Here is a 26001-nt window from a genome sequence, read left to right as displayed (position 1 = left end):
CCTGTTCGGGCACGGCTGAGAGCGGACGCACGGTGCAATGCGTTTGCGCTGCCAGCCAACGCGCGTACCGGCACGCTGCGCGATCTCGAGCATGTGGTGATCCTGATGCAGGAAAACCGCTCGTTCGATCATTACTTTGGCGTGTTACGTGGCGTGCGTGGGTTCGGCGATCCGCGCGCGCTGCAGCTGCGCGACGGTCACCCGGTATGGAGTCAGCCCGCAGCCGATGGACGACGTCTGCTGCCGTTTGCGTTCGATTCGCAAACTACCTGCGCGCCCTTGATCAAAAGCCTGGATCACTCCTGGAAGGCCGGCCATGGGCAAGACCCGGCACGCTGGGCCGAATACGATGCGTGGGTGCCGTACAAGGGCGAATTGACGATGGGATATTTCCAGCGTCATGACATCCCGTACTACCACGCGCTTGCCGACGCGTTCACCATTTGCGATGGCTACTACTGCTCGCTGCACGGGCCGACCAATCCTAATCGCATGTATCTGTTCACCGGTACCAGCGGCCAGAGCATGGGCAACTTCGGTGCGCAAGCAGTGACCAACGCCGACGACAGCAACTGGACCGCCGATATGGCGCGCGACAAGCCCGGTTACGCGGCGTTGGAGTGGACCACGTACGCGCAGCATCTGCAGGCGGCCGGCGTGGACTGGCGCGTCTATCAGGAATACGACAACTTCGGCTGCAATTCGCTGGCGTATTTTTCGCACTATCGCGATCTGCACACCGACGACGAACGTTACCAGCGTGCCCGTGCATGCGTTCCCGGTTCCACTGCTGAAAATGCCGTCATCACCCAGGCCGAGCATCTGGTTGCCGCAATCGCTGCCGATGTGCAGGCCAATCGTTTGCCGCAAGTATCGTGGGTCATTCCGCCCACCGCATATTGCGAACATCCGGAAGCACCGCCTGCGTATGGCGAGTCGCTGGTGGCGCGTTTGATCGCTGCGCTCACCGCCAACCCCGAGGTGTGGGCAAAGACCGCGCTGATCATCAACTACGACGAAAACGACGGCTTCTTCGATCATGTGCCCGCGCCATTGCCGGCACTGGACGCACGCATGGGGCGCAGCAATGTCGACACGCGTGGCGAGGTCTACGACGGCTTGCCGATCGGCCTGGGCATTCGCGTGCCGATGCTGGTGATTTCACCTTGGACGCGCGGTGGCTGGGTCAACTCGCAGGTGTTCAATCACACCTCGGTGTTGCGCTTGCTGGAACGGCGCTTCGGCGTGGCCGAGCCGAACATCAGCCCATGGCGGCGTGCGGTCAGTGGCGATCTCACCAGTGTGTTCGACTTTCGCAAGCCGGACGATTCGGCATTGAGTGCGTTGCCGTCGGTCGATGACTATCGCGCACGCACAGCTGCCGTGCGCGATAAACCGCTGCCGGTTCCGCCCACCGCCGCAACGATGCCGAAACAGGAGTCAGGACAACGTCCCGCGCGCGCATTGCCATACGCATTGCAAGTGCACGCACGCGTGCACGCTGCCACCGGCCTGCAATTGCAGTTCGTCAACAGCGGCGCAGCTGCAGCGGCGTTCAACGTTTACAGCAGCGCTGCCAACGGCGGCCCGTGGTACTACACGGTGCTACCCGGCACGCAGCTGGATGATGCGCCGGTCGATGCCACGCAGAACGGTGCGTACGCCCATGCGTTTGCATGGGCCGAATGGCTTTTTGCGCGAATTCGCGGGCGAGGTGTCGCAGGCTTCCCCTCCATCGGCAGTGCCGTGGGTGGACGCGCGGCAGGATGGCGACGCCTTGGTGCTGGAGATCGGCAATGCGGGGCAGCGCGCATGCACCTTGCAGCTGCGTGCGCTGGACTACGCAGATCCAACCGCGCGCACGTTGCGGCTGGCCGCAGGTCAGCGCGAGACCATTCGCTTCGCGCTCGCCGCCAGCGACCACTGGTACGACCTTGTAGTCGAGCAACCGGGTAGCGCCTTCCGTCGCCGGCTGGCCGGGCATCTGGAAACCGGCAGGCCCGGTCGCAGCGATCCCGCGTTCTGCCGCGTCTAAGCGCGGCCCACGCCCAGCCCCGCACGCTGCAGGCCGATCAACTGGCGCGTGCTGCGCGCCGCCGTATCTGCGTGTCGAGAGCGTGCGCGCAGACCCTGCCATCAGTCATGGGTTGCGCCGCAGACACTGGCGTTACACTGTAACGAAAATGACTCTGGGGCTTTCGATGCGTCCAAACCTGTTCGCTGTTTCCATGCTGGCCACGCTGGCAGTGGCGTCATCTGCACAAGCCGGCGAGGGAATGTGGGTTCCACAACAACTGCCGGAGATTGCCGGCCCACTGCAGCAAGCCGGCCTGCGTCTGTCGCCGCAACAACTGGCCGACCTGACCGGCGATCCGATGGGCGCCGTGGTGTCGCTGGGCGGCTGCACCGCCAGTTTCGTGTCGCCGCAAGGGCTGGTGGTGACGAACCACCATTGCGCCTACGGCGCGATCCAGCTCAACTCCACTGCGCAGAAGAATTTGATACGCGACGGTTTTAGCGCCACCAGTGCCGGCGCGGAACTGAGCGCCGGACCGAACGCGCGCATCTACGTGCTGGACCGCATCACCGACGTCACCGCGCAGGCGAAGGCGGCGATCGTCGGCGCCGGCAGCGATGCGCTCAAGCGTACCCAGGCGCTGGAAACGTTCGACAAGGCACAGGTCGCGGCCTGCGAGTCCGAGACCGGTTACCGCTGCGAGCTGTATAGCTTTTCAGGCGGCAATACCTACCGCTTGTTCCGCACCCTGGAGATCCGCGACGTGCGCCTGGCCTACGCGCCGCCATCGGGGATCGGCAAATTCGGCGGCGACATCGACAATTGGATGTGGCCGCGCCACACGGGCGATTTCTCGTTCTACCGCGCCTATGTCGGCAAGGACGGCAAGCCCGCCGCCTATGCCAAGGACAACGTGCCGTACCGGCCCCAGCACTTCCTGAAATTTGCCGACCAGCCGCTGGGCGCTGGCGACTTCGTGATGGTGGCCGGCTATCCCGGCCGCACCAATCGCTACGCGCTGGCCGCCGAATTCGACAACACCGCCAACTGGGCGTATCCCACCGCCGGACGGCAGTACCGCGAGCTGATTGCGCTGGTCGAGCAGGCCGGCAAGCAGGACCCGGACATCCAGGTGAAGTACGCCGCAGCCATGGCCAGCTGGAACAACGCCGCCAAGAACTACGAAGGCCAGCTGCAGGGTTTCAAGCGCATCGACGCGGCCAGGCAGAAGCAGGCCGAAGAACGCGCGGTGCTGGCCTGGCTCAAGCGCCAGGGCCGCGACGGCCGCGCCGCGCTGCAGGCACATACGCAACTGCTGGCACTGGACGAGCAGGCCAAGGCCACCCGCGACCGCGACTTGATCCTGCGCCAGATGCGCCGTACCGGTGTGCTCGGCAGCGCGCTGTCGCTGTACCGCCTGGCAATCGAACGCGCCAAGCCTGACGCCGAGCGCGAACCAGGCTACCAAGCGCGCGACTTGCCGGAGATCGAGGGCGCGCAGAAGCAGATGGAGCGTCGTTACGTTGCCTCGATGGATGGGCAGTTGCAGCGCTACTGGTTCGATCAGTACCTGAAGCTGCCCGCCGCGCAGCGCTTGCCGGCGCTGGACCAATGGCTGGCCGGCGCCGACGCGCAGGCCGCTGCGGCGCGACTGACCGGCACCAAGCTTGGCAGCACGGAAGAACGCTTGAAGTGGCTGCATGCCGACCGCGCCGCGTTCGAGGCCAGCGACGATCCGGCGCTGCGCTATGCGGTGGCGCTGATGCCGTCGCTACTGCAGATCGAGCGCGACGAAAAGCGCCGTGAAGGCGAAGAACTGCTGGCGCGTCCGCGCTATCTGCAGGCGCTGGCGGACTACAAGAAGAGCCAGGGTGAGTTCGTCTATCCGGACGCCAATTCCTCGCTGCGCATCACCTTCGGTAACGTCAAGGGCTACACCCCCAAGGATGGTGTGGCCTACACGCCGTTCACCACCCTGGAGGGAGTGGCCGCCAAGGACACCGGCGCCGATCCGTTCGATTCGCCCAAGGCCCTGCTGGATGCGGTCAAGGCCAAGCGCTATGCCGGCCTGGAAGATAAGCGCCTGGGCACGGTGCCGGTCAACTTCCTGTCGGACCTGGACATCACCGGCGGCAACTCCGGTTCGCCAGTCATGGACGCGCAGGGCAAGCTGGTCGGCCTGGCGTTCGACGGAAATTGGGAGTCGGTGAGCAGCAACTGGGTCTTCGACCCGGCAATGACCCGCATGATCGCCGTAGATAGTCGTTATCTGCGCTGGATCATGACCGAAGTCGCCCCGGCGCCACAGCTGTTGAAGGAACTCGGCGTGCGCTGACGCGGGCGGCCGGCGGGGCGGCGTCAGGGGTATGATGCGGTCCGGTTTCGCTGCGGCGAGCCGGTCCCTCCCCCCAAGGAACTCCCAGCGCATGCGCATCCTGCTTGCTCGTCACGGCGAGACGCCGTGGAACGCCGAAGGCCGTTACCAGGGCCAGATCGATATTCCGCTGTCGCCGGTTGGCGAAGGTCAGGCGCGCGCGTTGGGCGAACGGCTACACGCGCTGCAGATCGATCGCGCAGTGGCGTCGCCGCTGTCGCGTGCGCAGGCCACTGCCAAGGCTGCGCTGGGCGCGTCGCGCGAGGCGCTGTTGCAGACCGATGCCGATCTGCAGGAAATTGCGCACGGCGAGTGGGAGGGCCTGCTGGCCAGCGAGATCAACGACAAGGATCCAGCACGTTTGCGCGCCTGGCGCGAAGAGCCCGACACCGTGCTGATGCCGGGCGGCGAATCGTTGCGTCAGGTGCTGGACCGCAGCTGGCGCGGCCTGGTGCGCGCCGCCGATGGACTGGGCGCCGACGACACCTTGCTGGTGGTCGCACACGATGCGGTCAATCGCGTGATCCTGTGCAATATCCTGGGGCTGCCGCTGTGCAAGCTGTGGAGCTTCCGCCAGGCCCCGACCACGCTCAATCTGCTCGAAGGCGATGACGTCGAGCACCTCGAAGTGGTCCGCCTCAACGACTGCGCCCACCACACACCGTTCTTTGGTGAGGCCAAGCATCGGGCGTTGTAGCCTCTGGCAACCTCAGCGCAGGTCTACCAGGACGGAGACGAGTCATCATAGGCATGTTGCGAGACACAGGACGTCTGCAGCGCGTCTGCCTCTTTCTGGCATTCTCGTTTTTTTCTGTTGGTCCACTACTCCAGGGTTCTTCCGCCGACGAATGCATTGGTCGATCTGACCTTTGTGGTCGCATGTGTTGCAGTTGCGATGTTTTTTCCTTGTTGCTCTGGGCCAATGCAACTGGCCGGCTTCAACGTCAGATCGAAGGACATGGTGTCGGCAGCGTCGTGTTCCGATGGTCGTTGCTGGGCAGCGTCGTTGCGATGCTGGGATGGGCATTGATCGTCAGACTCGGTCCCTGGGTATGGACAGAAGTCTTTGGCGATGTGTCCTCAGAAGATGTCGTGGTCCGCTCGGCGTCCGGGAGTTTGCCATGCCCGCATGCGGTAACCGTGGACCCCTGCCGCGTGGGGCCCCGCAACGGCTTTGCATGTTGGTTGGTGAAGCTCCTGATTTGGGTGGCGGACATGGACAGGCAGTGATCGAGGGAAAACGCTCCGCTGCTGGCTCCACAGTGCGCAATCTTCATCTCAATGCCACCCATCAGTGATTGGGTCGTGACCTGCCGTCCTGACGGATGGCGTGAGGTGGTCGCTCAAGCCATGGCTTGCGATTTCATCTTTGCCTCATGCGCACCAGTGCCCGTCAGCAAACCAAGAGCGGCTGGCAGGACGTAGCGAGCAGTCGTCAGTTGGGTGTGGGCGGCGCGCTCAGAACCGCAGTGGACGCGTGGTCCATCCCGATTCCGAGCACCGACCGCGCCCGCCTGACGGCTGTGCAGTAGCTTTGTTAGCCGCTCTAAGGTGCGTTGCCTCGCCAGCGCCATCTGCCCAGGCAATGCATCCAGTGTTGCGACCGTTGGTAGGCCACGCTGGCGTCACGCGCGCGATAATCTCGCTCGCACGGCATCAGGTAACCCCATGACCACCCCCACCACACTCTCCGAGTGGCTCGCCTACATCGAGCAGCAACACCCCAGCAGTATCGCGATGGGATTGGAGCGCGTGCGCGAGGTGGCTGCGCGCCTGCAGATCGCAGCGCCAGCCAAGCATGCCATCGTCGTGGGCGGGACCAATGGCAAGGGCTCGACCGTGGCCTTTATCGAGGCGATCGGGCGTGCTGCCGGCTGGAAGATCGGTGCCTACACCTCGCCGCATCTGCTGCGCTACAACGAGCGCGTGCGTATCGACGGCGAGGAGGCCAGCGACGCGCAGCTGGTCGATGCGTTTGCTGCGGTAGAGGCAGCGCGCGGCGACACCGCGCTGACCTATTTCGAATTCGGCACGTTGGCGGCCTTGTGGCTGTTCCAGAGCGCCGCGCTGGATCTGACGGTGCTGGAAATCGGCCTGGGCGGGCGCCTGGATGCGGTCAACATCGTCGATGCGGATGTGGCGGTGATCACCACCGTCGACATCGACCATACCGATTGGCTGGGCGAAGACCGCGAGGCCATCGGCACCGAGAAGGCCGGCATCATGCGCGCCTGGAAGCCGGTGGTGCTGGGCGAGATCGACCCGCCATCCAGCGTGTTGCGGCGCGCCTACCAGCTGGGTGCCAATGCGATCCGTGCCGGCAGCGATTATTTCTTCGAGCCGATTGAGGTGCAGCACCCCGAAAACCCGCAATCCGACGCGCCGCAATGGCGCTGGCGCGATGTGGCAGTGACATTGGAATTGCCGATGCCGGCATTGCACGCGCCGGTACAGCTGGCCAACGCAGCCGCTGCGATCGCCGCATTGCAGGCGTTGCCGGTGGAGGTGCCCGCTGCAGCTTGGGTGCAGGGCATCGGCAACGCGCAAGTGGCCGGGCGATTGCAGCGCCTTGCGGTCGATGGCCTTCAGGTGTTGCTGGATGTCGGCCACAACCCACAGGCCGCACGCGCGCTGGCCGCCGCGCTCGGTGCGCAGGCGCACGCCGGCAGCACCTACGCGATCTACGCTGCTCTTGCCGACAAGGATGTCGTGGGCGTGGTGGAGGCAGTCGCTGCGCAAATCGACCACTGGGCATTGGCGGGGCTGGAGGGCGCGCGTGGACAATCGGCGCAGGCGCTGCACGCACGCCTGCAAGGGACTGCCGCCGCGCAGGCGCTGTGTCACCGCGACGTTGCCAGCGCAGTGGAGGCGGTCCTGGCCACAGCCAGCCCCGGCGACCGCGTGCTGGTGTTCGGCTCGTTTCACACCGTGGCCGACGCGCTTAGCGCACTTCATTCAGCCTGTTGAGGTCGTCGAGGTGGCGCCGGCCTTATAATCGCCGCGGCACCCCGCCACGCCGCCTCTCGTCTCTTCCGTGGATACTGCTCTGAAACAGCGACTGATTGGCGCCATCGTTCTGGTGGCGCTTGCCGTGATCTTCCTGCCGATGCTGGTCAAGGGCCCCGCGCCGTCGAGCGGTGTGGCCGATGTGCCGCTCCAGGCACCTGCAGCACCTGCCAAGGGCGAGTTCGAAACCCACGAATTGCCGCTGGTCACCCCTGGCAATGCGCCGGCCGGTGGCGCGCTGGGCATGGCCGGTGCGCCGGCGTCGGTGCAGAACAACCCCGATGCCGCCGATCTGGCCGCCCCGTCCAGCACGCCTTCCGCACCGGAAGTGGCCGCCGGCAATTACGCGGTCAATTTCGGCGCCTACGCCACCAGTGCCGATGCCGATGCGGTGATTGCGCGACTCAAGCAGGCGCAGTTGCCCGGCTTCAGCGAAAAAACCCAGATCAACGGCCGCCCGGCCTGGCGCGTGCGCGTTGGGCCGTACGCCGACCAGGCCCAGGCCGAATCGGCGCGCCTGCAGGCAGTGAAAGTGCGCAGCGACGTGAACGCCCAGGTGGTGACGTTGGATGCCAACGCCGCCGCTCCGGCGCCTGTGGCCACCCCGCCCGTGCACGCACCGGCCACCAAGCCAAGCAGCAGCGTAGCCGCCGCGAGCACCACGGCACCGACCAAGACCGAAAGCCTGCCGCCGGAGCCTGCCAAGCCGATCGCCGCCGCGCCCAAGCCGGCTGAAGCGCCCAAGCCCGTGCCGGCCAAGCCTGAAGTCACCAAGCCTTCAACCGCTCCGCCTGCAGCCGCCAAGCCGGAAGTGGCTGCCAAGCCTGAGCCTGCCAAGCCGGTGGCCACCGCACCGGCAGCGCCTGCGGCCAGTGCGGTCGGTTTTGCAGTACAGCTGGGTGCGTTCGCGCGCGCCGAAGACGCCGACGCCTTGCGCGACCGTGTGCGCGCTGCCGGCTTCAGCGCCTTCGTCGAACAGGTGCGGACCGACAAGGGCGCGCTCAACCGCGTGCGTGTCGGCCCGGTCGCCAATCGCGGCGATGCCGAACAGTTGCGTGCCCAGGTGGCAGCCAAGGTCGGGATTTCCGGCATGGTGCGGCCACATCCGTAATGTCTGTACCAGCTGCAAGCACACGCGGCCACTGCGGACGTGGCAGCCGCCCGTCCACTGCGTTGCTGGCGCGCCGTCATGTGTCGGCTAACTGCCTGCACTGCGCAGCCCGCAGGCACTGGAATTGCGAACGCCTCGCACCCATGGAGGGGAGGGCAATGACTACCGAGCCAGATTGCACTAGCGGCGTACGCGCCGCGCTGAGAGCTTGCCGATGATCGACATGGTGCTGGGCGTGATCATTCTGGTGTCGGCGTTGTTGGGCTTGCTGCGCGGTTTTGTGGCCATCGTGGTCGGCACCTTGTCCTGGTTGCTGGCCGGCTGGGCCACGTTCATGTTCGGCGGCGCGGCCGCGCACTGGCTGGCCGATGGCAAGCATCCCTCTGCCACCGAATCGTTCGGCGGTTACGCGATGGTGTTCGTCGGCGTGTTGATCAGCGTTGCGGTGATCGGCATGGTGATCCGCGCGGGCGTGGAGGCGATCAAGCTCGGCGGCACCGACCGCATGCTCGGCTTCGTCCTGGGCGTGGTGCGCGGGGCGTTTCTGGCCAGCGTGCTGGTGCTGCTGATGGGCTTCACCCCACTGCCGCGCGAGGCGGCATGGCGCCAGTCGGTGCTGCTGCCCATGCTGCAGCCGGGCGCAGGCTGGATGCGGGCGCAATTGCCGGCCTGGCGGATGCCGTCGATGGAAATGCCATCAATGGAGCTCGGCGACTTGCCAACGGAGTTGGGGAAGTTGCATTCGGCAGGCGATAATACGGACCTGGGCAAGGCACTTGGCGGTTCCGGGCTGAGCGACACCATCACGCGTGCGCTCGGCAAACCCGCCAAGACGGCTCGCGACGGACGCGATTCGACCCAGGCGATGCCGGCCAACATCGATCCGGCGCAGGTTCGCGGCGGAGAAAGCGACCCGGCTCGGGTCGAGTCCCCAGGCCAGGCACGGCCACCTTCACAGTAACGGCGCAAGCCGAAGCGGAGAACGCGCACCATGTGTGGCATCGTCGGTATTGTCGGCAACCAGAACGTCGCCGGGCAGCTGTATGACGGCCTGACCGTCCTGCAGCATCGTGGGCAGGACGCCGCAGGCATCGCCACCGCAGATGGCACGCGCCTGCGGGTGCAGAAGGCCAATGGCCTGGTCCGCGACGTCTTCGACGAAAAGAAAATGGCGGTGCTGGAAGGCCGCGTCGGTATCGCGCATTGCCGTTACCCGACCGCAGGTTCGGAAGGCATGGACGAGGCGCAGCCGTTCTATGTCAACTCGCCTTATGGCATCGCGCTGGCGCACAACGGCAACCTGATCAACACCGAGGCCTTGCGCCAGCAAGTGTTCGAAGCCGACCGCCGCAACATCAATACCGATTCGGACAGCGAAGTGCTGTTGAACGTGTTCGCCTACGAGCTGGACGCGCAGCGCATGCTTACCCCCGAAGCGGCCATCCGCGCGGTGGCCGGCGTGCACCGCCGCTGCAAGGGCGGCTACGCGGTGGTCAGCGTGGTGTTGGGCCTGGGCCTGGTCGCGTTCCGCGACCCGCACGGCATCCGCCCGCTGGTGCTGGGCAAGCGCGAGCATGCCGAAGGCGCCGAATACATCGTGTCTTCCGAATCGGCAGCGCTCGACATCCTGGGGTATCAGCGCGTGCGCGACGTGCGCCCGGGCGAAGCGTTGGTGATTACGGCGCGCGGCGAGCTGTTTTCGGAAATCTGCGCTTCGCCGACCAACAACGCGCCGTGCATTTTCGAGTACGTGTATTTCGCCCGTCCCGATTCGATGATCGACAACATCTCGGTGCACAAGGCGCGCATGCGCATGGGCCTGAAGCTGGGCGAAAAGATCCTGCGCCTGCGCCCGAATCATGATATCGACACCATCATTCCGATCCCGGACACCTCGCGCGATGTGGCGCTGGAGATGTCCAACGTGCTCGGCGTGAAGTACCGCGAGGGCTTCGTCAAGAACCGTTACGTGGGCCGCACCTTCATCATGCCGGGGCAGGGCGAACGGCAGAAATCGGTACGCCGCAAGCTCAACCCGATCCACCTGGAATTCCGCAACCGTGTGGTGTTGCTGGTCGACGATTCGATCGTGCGCGGCACCACCAGCCGGCAGATCGTGCAGATGGCGCGCGACGCCGGCGCGCGCAAGGTGTACCTGGCCTCGGCTGCGCCGCCGGTGCGTTACCCCAACATCTACGGCATCGACATGCCGGCGGCCGAAGAGCTCATCGCGCATGGCCGCAGCGAGCTGGAAATCCAGGAGTTTCTGGGCTGCGACTGGCTGATCTACCAGGATCTGGAAGACCTGGAAGTGGCGGTGCGCGAAGGGAATCCGGACATCAAGCAGTTCGACTCTTCGTGCTTCAACGGCGAGTACATCACCGGCATCGAGCCGGGATATTTCGAACGCATCCAGCAGCTGCGCTCGGACGATGCCAAGAAGCGTCGTCGCGCCTGAATTACCGCGGCGACGCGGCCGATTGGTCGCGCCCGCCGGGCTGGCGCTGCCGGCTGGCTGTGCAAGGCAAAACGCGTGTAAGCGCATGCCGGTGCGCTGCGTTTCTGCAGCGGGCCATCATCTGCTGTGGCCGACATCATGAGCATCGGTCTATTCGAAAGCACCGATGTGTTCGATGCTGCTCGCCTGTGTCTTGACCAGGCCGACCCGCTGCAGAAAGTCGCGTTGACCCAACACTACGCAGCAGCCTTTCGCGCAGGCCGTCTTGCGATCAATCCGACAGCGCCTGCGCCGGATCCGATTCGCATGCCGGGCCGTCCGCCGACGCCGCCGCTGGTGCATCCGCGCGAGTTGCCACGCCGCGGATTGGGTACGCCAGAAGGGCGCGCCGCATTTATCCATGCCATTGCGCATATCGAACTCAATGCCATCGATCTGGCCTGGGATGCGGTGTATCGCTTCCGCGGTCTGCCGCAAGCGTTCTACGCCGATTGGGTGGCGGTGGCCGATGACGAATCGCGGCATTTCATGCTGTTACGCGCGCGCTTGCAGGCGCACGACCGCGACTACGGCGACTTCGCCGCACATAACGGGCTGTGGGAAATGTGCGAGACAACCGCGCACGACGGCCTGGCCCGCATGGCCCTGGTGCCGCGCGTGCTCGAAGCGCGCGGCCTGGATGTGACGCCGGCGATGATCGTCAAACTACGCTTGCTCGGCGACGCAGCCACTGCCGAGGTGCTCGAAACCATCCTGCGCGAAGAAGTGGCGCACGTCGCCGCGGGTTCGCGCTGGTACCGGTGGTATTGCGAGCAGGCCGGCGTCGAGCCACGCGCACGTTTCAAGGCGTTGCTGCGCCAATACGCTGGCGGCTATCTGCATGGGCCGTTCAATCTGCAGGCGCGCCTGCTTGCCGGTTTCGACGAAGACGAGCTGGCCGATTTGGTGGAGCAGGCTGGCTGAGCGTGGCGGCGGTGTCTGCGTAGCGAATAAGAGCGGCTCACAAAACGAAGCGAGCAGCTGTCAGGTGGGCGCGGACGGCGCGCTCAGAACCGCAGTGTACGAGTTGGTACATGCCGATTCCGAGCACCGGCCGCGCCGGCTTGGCGGTGAGCGCAGTCGTTTTATTCGCCGCTCTAAGCAGTCGTAGCTTATGTCCTGAATTTTTCTTGCGCGTTCGTGCGCTGGCGCCGTGTCACCTGAGCGCGCCTGGCGATGCTCGGCGGATGAGTTCGATCCTTCCAGGACGACCCGGCGCGAGCCGCCGGCGCCGATACGACAGGCGCCGCGGTGTCTTGCACCATAGGGAAGATTCGCGCAGCCCATCGCGTGGCGAAGGCGAACAGGTCCATGCAGAGCGATCTCCATAACGACGCGATGTCGCTGTGTTACGCATCAATGCGGCTAGCGCTTGTTCGACATGGCCCAGATAGACCGCGTTTTTTTCCGCAGGACTGTGCGATGGATCCTGCGTGATCGCTGCTGGAATCGCATCCAGGCGTCGGCAAACATCGCAGAACCGTAATTTTCTATTGCAACAACCTGCATTCGGTCCGGTGCAACGCGCCCTGATGGCGTCCCGTGGGCAGGGGGCAGGAGTTTCACATCCGTAACTTTCATGTCTTAGGAGAGAAAGACGATGAAGTCGAAGTCGATGTGCACCGCGGTGGGTCTGATCGTCATGTGCCTGGCCGGTTCGGCCGTCGCTGCCGGCAAACCGCTCTATCAAACCGGGCCTGCGCCAAGCCGCAGTGCCGCCGCCACCGACTGCTCCGGCTGCACTGTTGGTCTAACCCCAACATCAGCTACAACGGCGTGCCCATGGGCAATGCCAGCACCGCCGACAACCAACGCGCGCTGGTCAACACCAAGGCCACGATTGCCGGCTTCCGTTCAGTCTCGTGGAGTGATCCAAACCTGGCCCGGCACCGCACGTGCCGGGCGTTTTTACGCTACACCCACGCGCGTGGATCGCGCAGACTAGGCGCACCGCCGGTCACTGCCGGCCCTGTCTTGTCGAGCGGAGCCTTCATGTCCACGCCCCTGCGTTATGCGCTTGTCTGCCTGGCCGCACTGGCGGTTGCCGGATGCAAGCAGCAACCGGCCGAGCCCGTTGCCACGCAGCCCAAGCCTGCCGTTACCGCGCCTGCAGCGCCCGCCAGTGAGGACGCGCAAACCCGCGCGCTGCATGTGCTTGAAGCCCGTTTGCAGAGCGACCATGTGTACCCGGATAACTGCATCGGGATCATGGCCGAGGAAGGCGATGCGCCTTCGCCTGACGCTTTCGATTTTGCAGTGCGCGAACGCCACGGCGACGGTTGCCCCGGTGATCCGCAGACCAGCCCGGTACGCGACCGTTTCCGCGTGCAGGCCGATGGCACGTTGCTGTGGTACGACGTAGTAAATGCGGATTTCTTCGACTACGCGCAGCGTGCGCGAAGCATGCAGTGATGCTTTGTGGTCATTGATCCAGTGCAGACTGACTGCGCGCAGATGTCAGCAAGCGCCACGACAGCCGTTGCGTAGCGGCGAGGCGGTCGCGTAAGGCGCGCTTGAGATGACCCGGCGCGCGCATGTCATTCAGCGTCACGGTGTCTTGCGTTGCAGGCACAGCGTGTGGATGCGCTGCCTTACAGCGCGAACTGCTCCAGCGACACACCATCGGCATCCAAACGCAAGACCGAGCCTTGTTCGTACCAGTCGCCCAGCACGATGCGCGTGCAGGTGTTGCCGCCGGCCTGTACGGTGTGGATGGCAGGGCGATGCGTGTGGCCGTGGATTAGCCGATCCAGCCCGTAACGCACGAAGGTGGCTTCCACTTCGGCCGGCGAGACGTCGGTGACGGTTTCAACGTTCGACTGGTCGCCCTGCTTGAGTTCTGCATGGCGCGCCTGGCTGGCCGCGCGCGCCTGCTGCGCGAACGCCACGCGTGCGGCCAGCGGCTGGGCCAGGAACTGCGCCTGAAATACCGGATCGCGCGTCTGTGCGCGAAACGCCTGGTAGGCAGTGTCGTCGGTGCACAGCAGGTCGCCGTGCATCAGCAGCGTGGTGTGCCCGTATAGATCGATCACGGTGGGGTCGGGCAGGATGCGGAAGCCCGCGCGCTGTGCGTAGGTTTCGCCCACCAGGAAGTCGCGGTTGCCGGCCATGAAGAACACCGGCACGCCGGCATCGGCGACCGCATGCAGCGCCACCGCCACCGCATCGGCGGCCGTGGACGGGGTGTCGTCGCCGATCCAGGCTTCGAACAGGTCGCCCAGGATGTAGAGCGCGTCGCTGCCCCGCACCTGCGTGCGCAGGAAATCCAGAAACAACTCGGTAATCGCCGGCCGGGCCGGATCCAGATGCAGGTCGGAAATGAACAGGGTGGTCATTGCGCCATTGTACGGCGGCAGCGCGGGGCGGTCAGGGGCAAGGATGCGAGATTTGTGATTCGGGAGTGGAGAGTCGAGATTGGCGGATCACGGTTGATAAGTGATTTGGTATCAGAAGTTGGGCTTGTCGATCTGCTATTGGTGGCACGCGTCAGTCATTGGCTTCGAAGCGACTGGCGATCCGTGTCAGTTGCCCAATGCCCGACGTCTGATGCCTCTGATCAGTGGTCACGCAGGCGTGGCGCTCGTGAGCATGACTCGGCACCAGAGCGTCATGCGCAGCGGCTATCGTCAAGAGCGAAAGGCAGCTCGCAGCTCGCCCCTCTCCCTGCGGGAGAGGGTAGGAGTGAAGGTACGGGGCGAAGCCACACGCTGAAGTCGCACCGCTGCGCCATACGGTTTCATTATCAACCTCCGTGCAAGAACAATTGATCGTGCCAGACCAATCGACGGCAAGTGCATGAGGCCTCGCACCTACCCGCATCCGTCCCTGCAGGGCGCCTTCTCCCCCATCAAGTAGGACAATGTCCCGCAGGGAGAAGGGTGAGGCGAAGAAGCGCTGCTGCCTGCTTGGTTCCGTCCGGGTTGCTCGTCGGTCTCTCTTTCCGCCTGCCTGTCAGTCAGCCGCGCCTCGCCATGGCTGGCGCTTAGCCCAACACCACCGGCAGCCCCCACAGCGACAGGCTCGCCAGCAGCACACCGATCACCGTGGCGGCGAGTACGTCGCTGGGATAGTGCAGCCCCAGTACCACGCGCGAAAGCGCCACGCCGGCCGAAAACGGCACCAGCAAAGGGGCGAGCCAGGGATAATAGGCCAGTGCCACGATGCTGAAGGACACCGCATGCAACGTGTGGCCGGAGGGGAAGCTGAACTCGTCCAGCGGTGCCACCCAGGCGCGAATGCGCACGTCCGCCGCATACGGGCGCGGACGCCGGGTCCAGCGTTTGAGCGCCTTGTATAGCGTCAATGCAAGCACGCCGGTGGCGGCCATGTGCGCCGATGCACGCACGCCATGCATGCCGTCGAGCACCACCAGCAACCCCATCAAGGCGTACCAGAACACGCCGTCGCCTAGACGGCTGATGGAGGCGAAGACGCGCCGTACCGGGTTGCGTCGGCACCACAGATTGGCGCGTCGGCACCAGCGCGCTTCGTGACCGCGCAAGACCTCAAGCCGCGTTGACGACATAACGCCCCCGTGCAGCGCTGATTCCCAGCAACAAGGCTTCGAAATCGGACACCACATTGTCCGGATGCAGTTTTTTCATCGCCTGTGCCGCTGCCGTGCCCATGCGCTGGCGCAGTGCATCGTCTTCGGTGAGTGCGACGGCGGCCTGGATGAAGGCCTCGTCGGTATCTACCGCCGCGCCGGTATGGCCGTTGCGCAGATACTCGCGTGCGGCGCCGTAATCGAAAGCGACTGTCGCCACGCCGCTGGCCATCGCTTCCAGGGTCACATTGCCGAAGGTTTCGCTGCGGCTGGGGAACAGGAACAGATCACCGCTGGCGAAGTGACGCGCCAATGCATCGCCACGCTGGATGCCGCAGAAAATGAAGTCCGGATTGTCGTGGGCAATCTTCTCGCGTGCCGGGCCATCGCCCACCCACACGAAGCGCGCTTTCGGGCGAATCTGCTGCAAATTGCGAAAGGCACGCACGGCCAGCGGCAGATTCTTTTCGTTGGCGATGCGCCCGACGTAGATGGCGGCAACGCCTTCGCCCTCGATGCCCCAGTCCGCGCGCAATGCAAGATCGCGACGACCTGGATCGAATTGCTGGCTGTCCACTGCGCGCGCCAGCAATCGCACGCGCTCGAAGCCGTCTTCGCGCAGAAACTGTTGCAATTCGCGCGTGGGCACCAACGTGGCTTCGGCCTGGTTGTGGAAGCGCCGCATCCAGCGCAGCGCGGTGCCCTGCAGCCACGCGGCGCCGTAATCGGGCAGGTATTGGTCGAAGCGGGTGTGGAAGCCGGTGGCGACCGGAATGCCGAGCCGGCGTGCTGCGCGCATTGCCGACCAGCCCAGGGGGCCTTCCGTGGCCACATAGATCGCATCCGGTTGCGTGCTGCGCCAATGACGTACGAGACGGTGCGTGGCCGGCAGGCCGAATTTCAATCCCGGGTAGCGCGGCAGCGATGCACCGCGTACCAGTAGCGCATCGGTCGCTGTGGTGTCGGCGCTCTGGCGTGGACGCACGACATCCACTTGGTGTCCGCGCGCGCGCAGGCCGGTTTCCAGGCCGTGCACGGTCAACGCAACACCGTTGACCTCGGGGGGATAGGTTTCGGTAACGATCGCGTAGCGCATGCCCGTTCTCCCGTTTTGGCTAGCTTCCGGGAGGGCGATGGCATTGATGTTGCGCTAGTAAGACGTGGCAGTGACACGTGCGACGGGATTGGAGATTAGGGATTCGCAAAAGCAAGATTATTTCTTCAGCACGAATCGCGAGGACGGTGGAGTTTTGGATTCGAGCGAATCCCGATTCTCCAATCCCGCCTGAGGCCCCCGGCCTCAGGTCACAAACGGTTTGAACGCAATTCCCAGGCCGGCCATGCTGTCGACTTCGCCGATCAGGTCGGCGCGCAGCAGCGGGCGCGAGTCGATCCAGCTTTGCGACAGGATCAACGACAGCTGGGTGTCGTCGGCGGTGAGTTCCAGGGTCGGAATCGGGTCCGGATCATGCGCGCGGTGCAGCAACACCGCCAGCCGCAGCAGCGCGGCCTTGCGCCGGGTCGGCAGCAGCACGCGGTCGGGCAGGGCGTCGAAGGCGGTCTTGGGCACATTGCGCCGATGCGTGCGCACCAGCGCGGCCAGTACCTGCTGTTCCTGCCGTGAAAACCCCGCGATATCCGAGTGCTCGAGGATATAGCTGCCGTGCACGTGGTACTGGCTGTGCGCAATGATCAGCCCCAGCTCGTGCAGGCGTGCGGCGCGGCGCAGCACTTGCGCATCGTCGCCATCCAGTTGCCAGGATTCGCAGACTTGGTCGAACAAGCGGCAGGCGGTGGCTTCCACGCGTGCTGCCTGTACTTCGTCGATCCCGTAGCGCTGCACCAGCGAGGCCACCGAGCTGTCGCGCGGATCGTTTTCGCCGCCGCGGCCAAGCATGTCGTACAGGATGCCTTCGCGCATCGCCGCCTTGCTGACCATCAGTTTCTCCAGACCCAGCGCCTGGAACGCAGCTTCCAGCACCAAGATGCCACCGGCGATGATTGGCCGCCGTTCGGCCGCCAGGCCGGCCAGCTGGATGTCTTCGATGCGTTTGGCCTTGAGCAACTCATCGCGCAGCGCCGGCAGCGCCTGCGCCGTGATCGCGCCCTTGGTCAGCTTCATTGCCGCGCACATCTCGCCGATGGCCTTGTGCGTGCCGGACGAGCCGATCGCCTCGTGCCAGCCCAGCGCCTTGTACTGGCCGGCGAACTGCTGAAACTCGGCGCCGATCTCGGTCAGCGCATCCTTCCATTTTTTCTTCGACAATTTACCGCCGGGAAAAAACCGCCGCGTGCTGGCAATGCAGCCGGCCTGCAGACTTTCGCGTTCCAGCGTCTGAAACCCGCGACCGATGATGAACTCGGTCGAGCCGCCACCGATGTCGATCACCAACCGGCGTTGGTCGGGCTTGGGCGGCTGCGCATGCGCCACGCCGAGATAGATCAGGCGCGCTTCCTCACGCCCGCTGACCACCTCGATCGCATGACCCAGCGCGGTTTCGGCCGGCATCAGAAACGCTTGCGGCGAACGCAGCTGACGCACCGTGTTGGTTGCCAACGCGCGCACGCGCAGCGAAGGCACGTCACGAATGCGCTGGCCGAACCGCGCCAGGCATTCGAGCGCGCGCTGCCGTGCTTCATTGGAGAGCCCACCTTTGCCATCCAGGCCATCGGCCATGCGCACGGTTTCGCGCAGGCGATCGACGACGCGCAGCTGACCCATCAGGCAGCGCGCAATGACCATGTGGAAACTGTTGGAGCCTAGGTCGATGGCGGCAAGAAAATCGCCATCGCGCAGGGGCGGAATCGTGGGGGAGGGCATTGGCATGGCCGCATGGTAGCCGATGGTCCGTTGGCCCCGTGAGAGGCCCTGCGTGGGCCTCTCAGCGTCAGGGTGCGGTCGGTGCTCGGAATCGCTGGGTGCCACCTGCAGGCTGCAGGTGCGAGCATGACGCCCGCCTTTGCGAACGGCTTCCCACAGTGCCTGCTGCAGCGTTACTCAGATCCGATCGAGCAAGGTCATCTGCGCCGAATGCGGTGGCTCGCCCGGGGCAGGCGTGCGCTTGTGGTACACGCCCTCTGCGTCCAGTTCCCAGGCGCTGACGTTGTCGTCCAGATAGTTCTGCAGCACTTCGCGGTAGACGCGCTTGGCAAGGTCCGGTTCCAGGATCGGGAAGCAGGTCTCCACCCGCCGCAGCAGGTTGCGTTCCAGCCAGTCGGCGCTGGCGCAATACAACTCGGCGGCGCCGTCGTTGCCGAACCAGTACACGCGGCTGTGTTCCAGAAAGCGCCCCACGATCGAGCGCACGCGGATGTTGTCCGACACGCCCGGCACGCCGGGGCGCAGCGTGCAGGCCCCGCGCACGATCAGATCGATCTGCACGCCGGCCTGCGATGCCGTGTACAACGCACGCACCACCTGCGGTTCGTTGAGGGCATTCATCTTGGCGATGATGCGGCCCGGGCGACCCTTGCGGGCCAGCCGCGTTTCGCGATCGATCCGCTTCAGCACACCGGCATGCAGCGTAAACGGCGACTGCAGCAACTGCTCCAGCTTCATGCGCGGCGCAAGCCCGGACAACTGCTGAAACAGCATGTGCACGTCATTGCCGATCTCGGCATCGGCGGTGATCAGGCTGATGTCGGTATACAGGCGCGCGGTGCCGCTGTGGTAATTGCCGGTGCCCAGGTGCACGTAGCGTTTGAGCTTGCGACCCTCGCGTCGCACGATCAGCAGCATCTTGGCGTGGGTCTTGAAGCCGACCACGCCGTAGACCACCTGCACGCCGGCTTCCTGCAGCTTGTCGGCCAGGCCCAGGTTGGCTTCTTCGTCGAAGCGCGCACGCAACTCCACCACCACGGTGACGTCCTTGCCGTTGCGTGCGGCCAGAATCAGTGCATCGACAATCAGCGAATCCTTTCCGGTGCGATACAGCGTCTGCTTGATCGCCAGCACGTTCGGGTCGACCGCAGCTTGGCGGATGACATCCAGCACCGCTGTGAAGGCATCGAAGGGGTGATGCAGCAATACATCGTTTTTTTTGACGATCTCGAAAATGCCCTCGGTGTCGCGCAAGGTGCGCGGATTGAACGAGTGGTACTTGAGCTCGGGGCGCTGCACCAGGTCATAGACCTGCGTGACGCGGCTCAGGTTGACCGGCCCGATGATGCGGTACACCGCGTTCTCGTTCAGTCCGAAATTTTGCAGCAAGGTGCGCAGGATGGGCGCCGGGCAGTCGTGCGCGATCTCCAGCCGCACCGCCGGCCGGTAGCCGCGCGTGACCAACTCGTCGCGCAAGGCCAGCGCCAGGTTTTCGACTTCTTCCTCGTCCACCACCAGTTCGGAATTGCGGGTGACACGGAACTGATACGAGCCCATGACCTGCATGCCCGGGAACAGTTCGTCGACGAATTCGGACAACACCGACGACAGGAACACGAAACTCTGCGCGCCCTCCGGCGACAGGCTGGCCGGCAGCTGGATGATGCGCGGCAGCGAACGCGGTGCGCGCACGATGGCCAGATGCCCGGCGCGGCCGAACGCGTCCTGGCCTTCCAGCACCACCACGATGTTCAAGGTCTTGTTGAGGATCTTCGGGAACGGGTGCGCCGGGTCCAGCCCCAGTGGCGACAGCACCGGCATGATCTCGTTGCGGAAGTAGGCACGCAGCCAGCGTTTCTGGCGCGAGGTCCATGCCGAGGGGCTGAGCACGGCAACGCCGGCGTCTTCCATCGCCGGGCGCAGCACTTCATTCCAGGCGTGGTATTGCTGCTCGACCAACTTGGCGGCGCGATCGTGCACTGCGTTGAGGATGGCGGTTGGGCTCAGCCCGTCCGGTGCCGGCGGCAGCCCGAACTCCTGCGCATGCCGCACGGTGGCCGCGCGGATCTCGAAAAACTCGTCCAGATTGGTACACGAGATGCACAGGAAGCGCAGCCGCTCCAGCAATGGCACCTGCTCATCGAGCGCCTGCGCCAGCACCCGGAAGTTGAAGTCCAGCTGCGACAACTCGCGGTTGATGTACAGCGCCGTATCACGCAACGGATCGGTGGCGATGTCGTCGCCGGGTGTGATGTCGTGCAGTTCTTTGGCGTGGCCCATGGAATCGATCATCAAGACGGAGTATGTGCGTGGTTACCGCGCAACTGCAGCGCAGGCGATGCGGCGCGCGCGGGACGCGACCATTGCGTCGCGCTGGACGCGTACTGACTACATATTACGCCGAGTGTGACAGTGGCACCGATGGCTCGCGCTGCACGACGCGCGCAGCGACGAAATGGCACGAAAATTCGCTGCCGCGTCCCACTTCGCTTTCGATGTCCAGGCGCGCTTGATGCAGCCCCAGGATGTGCTTGACGATCGACAGACCGAGCCCGGTGCCGCCGCTCTCGCGCGAACGGCTGCTGGACACGCGATAGAAACGTTCTGTGATGCGCGGCAGATGCGAGGCCGGAATACCGTAGCCGGTGTCGCGCACGGCCAGCGCGGCACCATCGCCTTCGCGCACAAAGCGGATCGTCACCGTGCCGCCGCCGGGCGTGTAGCGCACCGCGTTGGTGACCAAGTTGGAAAACGCGCTATGCAGTTCCTTGTTGGAGCCGAGCAGATCCACGCCGGCCTCGTCGATCACCTCCACGGTGTGGCGGCCCTGGCTGTGCGCCTCGGCCTCGCGGCGCAGGGTCGACAGCATCGGCGCCATCGCCACATGCTCTTCGCCGAGTTCTTCCTGCGATTCCAGCCGCGACAGCGTCAACAGATCTTCGACCAGCTGCGCCATGCGCTGCGACTGCTTACGCATCTCCGCCAGCATCGGGCCCGACTCCGGAAAGTCTTCCGGGTCGAGCATGTCCAGATAGCCATGCACCACCGTCAGCGGGGTACGCAGTTCATGCGAGACGTTGGCGACGAAATCGCGGCGCACCTGCTCCAGCCGCAGCAACTTGCTGACATCGCGTGCCACCAGCAACAAGTAGTCGTCGGAATACGGAATCAGGCGCAGATTCAGGCGCAGATCCGGGTCCGCCGGCGAGGCGGCATCCAGCATCGGTTCGGCGTTGCGCCCGGCTGCCAGCCAATGCGCCAGCGGCAACGGCTGCAGCCGCTCCACCACCGATACGCCCATGTCGCCGGGATGGTGCAAGCCGAGCAAACCGCCCGCCGCCTTGTTGAACCACTGCACGCGCTGGCTGTTGCGATCCACCACCACTACCGCATCCGGCAGCGCCTGCGCCGCGGCGCGGTAGGTGCGCAACATTTCGATCAGGCGCCGCTTGCGCCCGCGCATTTCGGCCTGGCTGCGATACAGCAGACGGTCCAGTTCGTTCCAGGCGCCGATACCGGCGGCTGGCTCGGCCCGTTGACGCGCGGTGAGCCGCCGCAGCACCTGGCGCAGCCGCCAGTAGTGCCAGGCCAGCACGCCCAGCGCGGTGAGCGTCAGCGCCATCCACACATGCCCGATCAGCACGCCAGCGAAGACGGCAGCGCCCAACAACAGCGCAAGGGTGCCAAGCGTCTTGAGCCAGGCGGAACGGATGTGTTGAGGCATGGAAGGCGTTAGCACGAAGCGTCAGGTAGGCAGCCACCCGGCCAGAACGCGGCCGGGGGGCTTTACGGCACGTCAGGTCGCCGAAGAAAAACGATAGCCCGAGCCACGCACGGTCTGCACCATGTTTTCCAGGCCGAATGGTTCCAGCGTCTTGCGCAGGCGGCGGATATGCACGTCGATGGTGCGCTCTTCCACATACACGCTGCCGCCCCAGACATGGTCCAGCAGCTGGGTGCGCGTATACACGCGCTCCGGGTGGGTCATGAAGAAATGCAGCAGGCGATATTCGGTCGGGCCGATCGGCACAGGCGCATCGCCGGCGAACACGCGGTGCGCGGCGCCATCGATGCGCAGGCGTCCCACCGCCACGCTGCCGTCTTCGTCGTCTTCGCGGGTGCGCCGCATCACCGCGCGGATGCGTGCCAGCAGCTCGCGTGCCGAGAACGGCTTGACCACGTAATCGTCGACGCCGGCTTCCAGGCCGCCGACGCGGTCGTTTTCCTCACCGCGCGCGGTCAGCATGATGATCGGAATATCGCGGGTCAGCTGCTCCTTGCGCCAGCGCCGCGCCAGGTCCAGCCCGCTGGTGCCCGGCAACATCCAGTCCAGCAGGATCAGATCCGGCACGCGGTCGGCGATGGCGGTCTGCGCCTCGCGGGCATCGCCTGCATGGATGGGCTCGAACTCGCCTTTGCGTAGCGCGAACGCCACCATGTCGCGGATCGCGGGTTCGTCATCGACGATCAGAATGCGTTTCTGCACGCGGGGCTTACCGTCTGGTTTTGGTGATCGTCAGTAGACTACGGTTTTGTGACTCTAATGTGACGTCGCTCGCGCCGCTTATGCGATGGCGATGGGGATGGCCTGGCGAAGCGGGCTCGGCAGTTCCATTGCCGGCAGATGGTCGCTCGGCCGCCCACAGCCGGCAACGCGCATCAGCGATCAGCGGGTGGATAAATCCGGGTCGCGAATGCCTTGGCGCCGCAGCTCTAGCACGGTCGGCGTGATGGCGGCGATGCGCGCATCCACGCGCGCCCGTGTCACATAGTCGAGATCTTTCTTTTTCAGCGCTTCCAGCTGGATCAGTGCCTGTTCGGCGCGACCGTTCAAGAACGCCGCTTCCGCATACGCTTCGCTGGCGCGCAGTTGGTCGCCGGAGAGCTCGCAGGCACGGGCGTAGCTCTGTTGCAGCAGCGGGTCGTCGCTGCTCCGGTGCACCAACGGCTCCAGCACCTGGCGCGCGCGCTGGCCGGACTCCTTGCTGGCCTGCTCGTTGAGTGCGCTGGCATAAGTCAGCGCCACCGCACGGTTGTTCGGCAATTGCTTGAGCAACGCATCGAAGCGTGCATTGGCCGCCTCGCGTTGGCCCACGCGCGCCTGCGCCTGACTCAGGCCCAGCGCCAGCCACAGATTATCCGGATGAGCCTCAAGCAGGCTGCTCAGCTCGGCCACCGGCTCGCTTGGCCGCCCGCCGCTGTTGCGCAGCTTTGCCAGCGCCAGGCCATAACGTTGCGCATCGCTCAAGCCTTGCTTTGCGCTGCGGCGCAGGTTTTCGTATTCGCGAATGGCTGCATCCGGCGTGGCTGCGCTGAGCACGCGCAGGCGTTCTTTCGCCCAATCGAAGCCCTGCTGGTCGGCGCCGCGGCTGAGCGCGTCCACCGGCAGTCGCAGCGCGTAGGGCAGCAGCGCGTTGCCGTTGTGGCTGAGCGGCTCCGACAGCGACGGGTCGGCCGGGTCCACGCGTTCCTGGCGGCTTCCACCCGGCACCGAGGTGGTCAGCACCACGGTGTTCTTTTTCATCTGCTCGGCGCGCGCCTTGGCTTCGCTGATGCGGGTGACGGTCACCGGGTGGGTCTGCAGGAAATCCGGCGCGCTGTAGCCACCCTCATTGGCCCGCATCGCCACCGACATGCGCTCGAAGAACCCGGCCATCGCATCGACGTCGTAACCGCTGCGCGCCAGCGTGCGGATGCCCAGCCGGTCGGCTTCGGATTCGTTGGAACGGGTGTAGTCGATCTGCCGCTGCTGCATCAGCCCCATCGCGCTGGTGATGGTGGCCATGGTGGCGTCGCCCTTGGAGTTGCCACCGGCCTGCTGCGCCGCCACCACCGCCGCCAGCATGCCGAGCAGGATCGGGATCTGGTCGCGCTGCGCGCGCTCCACTGCACGCAGCACGTGCTGCTGGGTGACGTGGGCGATTTCATGCGACAGCACCGCCGCCACTTCGTCCTCGCGCTCGGCGGTCAACACCAGCCCGGCATTGACCGCGACATAGCCGCCGAGCGTGGCGAACGCATTGATCTGGCGATCGCGCAGCATGAAAAACGTAAACGGCTGCTGCGGCTGGTCGCTGTTGGCGCCCAGCCGGGTGCCCATGGTCTGCAGCCAGTCGGTGATCAGCGGGTCGTCCAGCACGTAGTCGTAGTTGCGCAACTCGGCCAGCATCATCTTGCCGTACTCGGCCTGACGCGCCGGGGTCAGCAACTCGCCGGCCGACGAGCCGATGTCGGGCAGGCGGTTTTCCTGCGCAGGTGTCACACCCATGGCAACAGCCAGCGTGAGGGCAGTGGCGAGCGGTAGCAGGCGCAAGTGGAACTCCCAGGTAGTTCGCGGAGCATGCGGGCAGCACGGCGCGACGGCGTGAATCATCGGTTAACCCGCAGTGTTGCGGTGAGGACATGGAAATTCCAGTCGCCCGGTACCATGTGTCAGACCCCATACCAACCACGGAGTTTCCCGTGAGCCAAGACCATACCGATCAGGGCGCGGCCTCCGGTCCGCAGATCACCCTGTATTCCTCGGCCATTTGCCCGTATTGCGTGGCAGCCAAGAACTTCCTCAAGAGCAAGGGCAAGACCTGGACCGAGGTGCGGATCGATCTGGATCCGGCCGAGCGCGACAAGATGGTCGCCCTGGCCAAGCGCACCAGCGTGCCGCAGATCTTCGTCGGCGACGTCCATGTGGGCGGCTACGACGACATGATGGCCATGCACCGGGCCGGCAAGCTCGAGCAGTTGTTGGCCGGCAGCGCGGGCGGTCAGGCATGAGTGGTTCCGACGAAGGCAGCGCCGACCGCCTGCGCGAATTCACCGAATTCCGTCAGCGCATGAATCAGCGCATCCTGGCCGAGCCGAACCAAGTGGTGCGGCGCTTCTTTGCGCTGGACACCCAGACCTATCAAGCCGGCACCCTGGACGTGAAGACCAAGGAGCTGCTCGGCCTGGTCGCCTCGATGGTGCTGCGCTGCGACGACTGCATCAGCTATCACGTGGCCCAGTGCAAGGAAGCCGGCGTGAGCCGCGAAGAGTTCTTCGAAACCTTTTCGGTCGGCCTGGTGGTCGGCGGCTCCATCGTGATCCCGCACTTGCGTCGCGCAGTGGATTTCCTCGACCAGCTCGAAAGCGGCGCGCAGGCGCCGGCCCCGCACGCGCACGACTGAGTGTGTAGCCGAGGCCTGGGGGTGGGTATTCGGGATTTGTAAGAGCCGGCAGGACGCGCGCGCCGACCATCGAGACGGCGCGTTGCGCTTGGGCGCTTGCTGCCCTTAGAACTTGTTCACGATCTTATTCAAACCATGCAAACTCCACGAATGCGCGAGAAGAACTATCCAAGTGACGTGAGCCGTGAGCGGTTCGAGCAAATCCGCCCGATTCTGGAGCAAGCCCGCAAGCGCACCAAGCCTGTGACAGTGGATATGTATGAGGTGTGGTGCGCAGTGCTGTATCTGCTACGGACAGGTTGCCCGTGGCGTGCGTTGCCCAGTGATTTTCCGAAGTGGCGCACGGTGCATTCCTACTTTGCCAAGTGGAGCGAAGTGGACGATGGAGGAATAAGCCTGCTGGAGCGGGCGCTTAAAAAATCAGGTTGGCGCGGCCCGCGAGAAACAGGGGCGCAAGGCCTGCAGC

The 26001-nt window shown here is 65.0% G+C and carries 18 protein-coding genes, 2 other RNA genes and 3 pseudogenes; 13 read left to right on the top strand and 10 right to left on the bottom strand.

Annotated elements, in window-relative coordinates; translation table 11 throughout:
* Positions 1-45: 45 nt before the first annotated feature.
* The 3 genes and pseudogenes from WJW29_RS08715 to WJW29_RS08705 all read left to right on the top strand — a co-directional run.
* Positions 46-2035 (top strand): annotated as a pseudogene (locus WJW29_RS08715) (phospholipase C, phosphocholine-specific); the annotation flags it as partial.
* A 241-nt stretch (positions 2036-2276) separates the two neighbouring features.
* Positions 2277-4352, top strand: coding sequence for a S46 family peptidase (locus WJW29_RS08710; protein ID WP_027703644.1), 2076 nt, complete (start codon positions 2277-2279; stop codon positions 4350-4352).
* Positions 4353-4443: 91 nt separating this feature from the next.
* Positions 4444-5088, top strand: a complete 645-nt coding sequence (locus WJW29_RS08705; RefSeq protein ID WP_041182256.1) for a histidine phosphatase family protein — start codon at positions 4444-4446, stop codon at positions 5086-5088.
* Positions 5089-5800: 712 nt separating this feature from the next.
* Here WJW29_RS08705 and WJW29_RS08700 read toward each other — a convergent pair.
* A non-coding RNA gene (locus WJW29_RS08700) (sX9 sRNA) lies at positions 5801-5877 on the bottom strand.
* Between the two features lie 182 nt (positions 5878-6059).
* Here WJW29_RS08700 and folC point away from each other — a divergent pair.
* The 5 genes from folC (at position 6060) to WJW29_RS08675 (ending at position 11929) form a co-directional block, all read left to right on the top strand.
* Positions 6060-7358 carry a bifunctional tetrahydrofolate synthase/dihydrofolate synthase gene (gene folC / locus WJW29_RS08695; RefSeq protein ID WP_011409300.1) on the top strand — a complete coding sequence of 433 codons (1299 nt, stop codon included), beginning with the start codon at positions 6060-6062 and terminating at the stop codon, positions 7356-7358.
* A 67-nt stretch (positions 7359-7425) separates the two neighbouring features.
* Positions 7426-8508, top strand: a complete 1083-nt coding sequence (locus tag WJW29_RS08690; protein WP_011260113.1) for an SPOR domain-containing protein — start codon at positions 7426-7428, stop codon at positions 8506-8508.
* A 214-nt stretch (positions 8509-8722) separates the two neighbouring features.
* Positions 8723-9469 (top strand): CvpA family protein, encoded by a 747-nt coding sequence (locus tag WJW29_RS08685; RefSeq protein WP_011409299.1) that lies wholly within the window; start codon positions 8723-8725, stop codon positions 9467-9469.
* 30 nt (positions 9470-9499) lie between these two features.
* Positions 9500-10966, top strand: coding sequence for an amidophosphoribosyltransferase (gene purF / locus WJW29_RS08680; RefSeq protein ID WP_011260111.1), 1467 nt, complete (start codon positions 9500-9502; stop codon positions 10964-10966).
* Between the two features lie 138 nt (positions 10967-11104).
* A complete protein-coding gene (locus tag WJW29_RS08675; RefSeq protein WP_011409297.1) occupies positions 11105-11929 on the top strand; it encodes a ferritin-like domain-containing protein in 825 nt (274 codons plus the stop codon).
* 34 nt (positions 11930-11963) lie between these two features.
* Here WJW29_RS08675 and WJW29_RS08670 read toward each other — a convergent pair.
* Positions 11964-12041: non-coding RNA, sX9 sRNA (locus tag WJW29_RS08670), on the bottom strand.
* Positions 12042-12605: 564 nt separating this feature from the next.
* Here WJW29_RS08670 and WJW29_RS08665 point away from each other — a divergent pair.
* Positions 12606-12731, top strand: a pseudogene (locus WJW29_RS08665) (peptidyl-Asp metalloendopeptidase); the annotation flags it as partial.
* 266 nt (positions 12732-12997) lie between these two features.
* Positions 12998-13417, top strand: a complete 420-nt coding sequence (locus WJW29_RS08660; RefSeq protein ID WP_011260109.1) for a hypothetical protein — start codon at positions 12998-13000, stop codon at positions 13415-13417.
* A gap of 179 nt (positions 13418-13596) precedes the next feature.
* On the opposite strand, the gene lpxH is transcribed toward WJW29_RS08660, so the two are convergent.
* The 8 genes from lpxH to WJW29_RS08620 form a co-directional block, all read right to left on the bottom strand.
* Positions 13597-14340, bottom strand: a complete 744-nt coding sequence (gene lpxH / locus WJW29_RS08655; RefSeq protein ID WP_011260108.1) for a UDP-2,3-diacylglucosamine diphosphatase — start codon at positions 14338-14340, stop codon at positions 13597-13599.
* Positions 14341-14987: 647 nt separating this feature from the next.
* Positions 14988-15530, bottom strand: a complete 543-nt coding sequence (locus tag WJW29_RS08650) for a phosphatase PAP2 family protein (protein WP_011260107.1) — start codon at positions 15528-15530, stop codon at positions 14988-14990.
* Positions 15511-16647 carry a glycosyltransferase family 1 protein gene (locus WJW29_RS08645; RefSeq protein WP_011260106.1) on the bottom strand — a complete coding sequence of 379 codons (1137 nt, stop codon included), beginning with the start codon at positions 16645-16647 and terminating at the stop codon, positions 15511-15513. Before WJW29_RS08645 ends, WJW29_RS08650 begins: the two co-directional genes overlap by 20 nt.
* 204 nt (positions 16648-16851) lie before the next feature.
* Complete coding sequence (gene ppx / locus WJW29_RS08640; RefSeq protein WP_012445948.1) at positions 16852-18372, bottom strand: exopolyphosphatase; 1521 nt, start codon at positions 18370-18372, stop codon at positions 16852-16854.
* Positions 18373-18549: 177 nt separating this feature from the next.
* On the bottom strand, positions 18550-20652 hold the full coding sequence (gene ppk1 / locus WJW29_RS08635) for a polyphosphate kinase 1 (protein WP_011260104.1): 2103 nt from the start codon (positions 20650-20652) through the stop codon (positions 18550-18552).
* Between the two features lie 115 nt (positions 20653-20767).
* Positions 20768-22096 carry a phosphate regulon sensor histidine kinase PhoR gene (gene phoR, locus WJW29_RS08630; RefSeq protein WP_012445946.1) on the bottom strand — a complete coding sequence of 443 codons (1329 nt, stop codon included), beginning with the start codon at positions 22094-22096 and terminating at the stop codon, positions 20768-20770.
* A gap of 72 nt (positions 22097-22168) precedes the next feature.
* A complete protein-coding gene (phoB, locus tag WJW29_RS08625; RefSeq protein ID WP_011260102.1) occupies positions 22169-22858 on the bottom strand; it encodes a phosphate regulon transcriptional regulator PhoB in 690 nt (229 codons plus the stop codon).
* Positions 22859-23038: 180 nt separating this feature from the next.
* Positions 23039-24745: a M48 family metalloprotease gene (locus tag WJW29_RS08620; RefSeq protein ID WP_027703647.1), complete on the bottom strand. Its 1707-nt coding sequence runs from the start codon at positions 24743-24745 to the stop codon at positions 23039-23041.
* A gap of 89 nt (positions 24746-24834) precedes the next feature.
* Between WJW29_RS08620 and grxC the strand changes: the two genes are divergently transcribed.
* From grxC to WJW29_RS08605, 3 genes and pseudogenes are all read left to right on the top strand, one after another.
* A complete protein-coding gene (gene grxC, locus WJW29_RS08615; RefSeq protein ID WP_012445944.1) occupies positions 24835-25143 on the top strand; it encodes a glutaredoxin 3 in 309 nt (102 codons plus the stop codon).
* A complete protein-coding gene (locus WJW29_RS08610; RefSeq protein ID WP_011260099.1) occupies positions 25140-25535 on the top strand; it encodes a carboxymuconolactone decarboxylase family protein in 396 nt (131 codons plus the stop codon). Before grxC ends, WJW29_RS08610 begins: the two co-directional genes overlap by 4 nt.
* Before the next feature lie 150 nt (positions 25536-25685).
* Positions 25686-26001: pseudogene (locus tag WJW29_RS08605) on the top strand (transposase); the annotation flags it as partial.

This window comes from Xanthomonas sp. JL1 (assembly GCF_038405005.1).
This window is presented reverse-complemented; position numbering and strand designations above follow the sequence as displayed.

Bases quoted from the DNA above. Each gene is read 5' to 3' on its own strand.
- lpxH (WP_011260108.1), bottom strand. From the start codon at position 14,340: ATGACCACCCTGTTCATTTCCGACCTGCATCTGGATCCGGCCCGGCCG.
- phoR (WP_012445946.1), bottom strand. From the start codon at position 22,096: ATGCCTCAACACATCCGTTCCGCCTGGCTCAAGACGCTTGGCACCCTT.
- WJW29_RS08660 (WP_011260109.1), top strand. From the start codon at position 12,998: ATGTCCACGCCCCTGCGTTATGCGCTTGTCTGCCTGGCCGCACTGGCG.
- WJW29_RS08645 (WP_011260106.1), bottom strand. From the start codon at position 16,647: ATGCGCTACGCGATCGTTACCGAAACCTATCCCCCCGAGGTCAACGGT.
- WJW29_RS08685 (WP_011409299.1), top strand. From the start codon at position 8,723: ATGATCGACATGGTGCTGGGCGTGATCATTCTGGTGTCGGCGTTGTTG.
- WJW29_RS08610 (WP_011260099.1), top strand. From the start codon at position 25,140: ATGAGTGGTTCCGACGAAGGCAGCGCCGACCGCCTGCGCGAATTCACC.
- ppx (WP_012445948.1), bottom strand. From the start codon at position 18,372: ATGCCCTCCCCCACGATTCCGCCCCTGCGCGATGGCGATTTTCTTGCC.
- folC (WP_011409300.1), top strand. From the start codon at position 6,060: ATGACCACCCCCACCACACTCTCCGAGTGGCTCGCCTACATCGAGCAG.
- WJW29_RS08675 (WP_011409297.1), top strand. From the start codon at position 11,105: ATGAGCATCGGTCTATTCGAAAGCACCGATGTGTTCGATGCTGCTCGC.
- WJW29_RS08710 (WP_027703644.1), top strand. From the start codon at position 2,277: ATGTGGGTTCCACAACAACTGCCGGAGATTGCCGGCCCACTGCAGCAA.
- WJW29_RS08650 (WP_011260107.1), bottom strand. From the start codon at position 15,530: ATGTCGTCAACGCGGCTTGAGGTCTTGCGCGGTCACGAAGCGCGCTGG.
- purF (WP_011260111.1), top strand. From the start codon at position 9,500: ATGTGTGGCATCGTCGGTATTGTCGGCAACCAGAACGTCGCCGGGCAG.
- ppk1 (WP_011260104.1), bottom strand. From the start codon at position 20,652: ATGGGCCACGCCAAAGAACTGCACGACATCACACCCGGCGACGACATC.
- WJW29_RS08620 (WP_027703647.1), bottom strand. From the start codon at position 24,745: ATGATTCACGCCGTCGCGCCGTGCTGCCCGCATGCTCCGCGAACTACC.
- WJW29_RS08705 (WP_041182256.1), top strand. From the start codon at position 4,444: ATGCGCATCCTGCTTGCTCGTCACGGCGAGACGCCGTGGAACGCCGAA.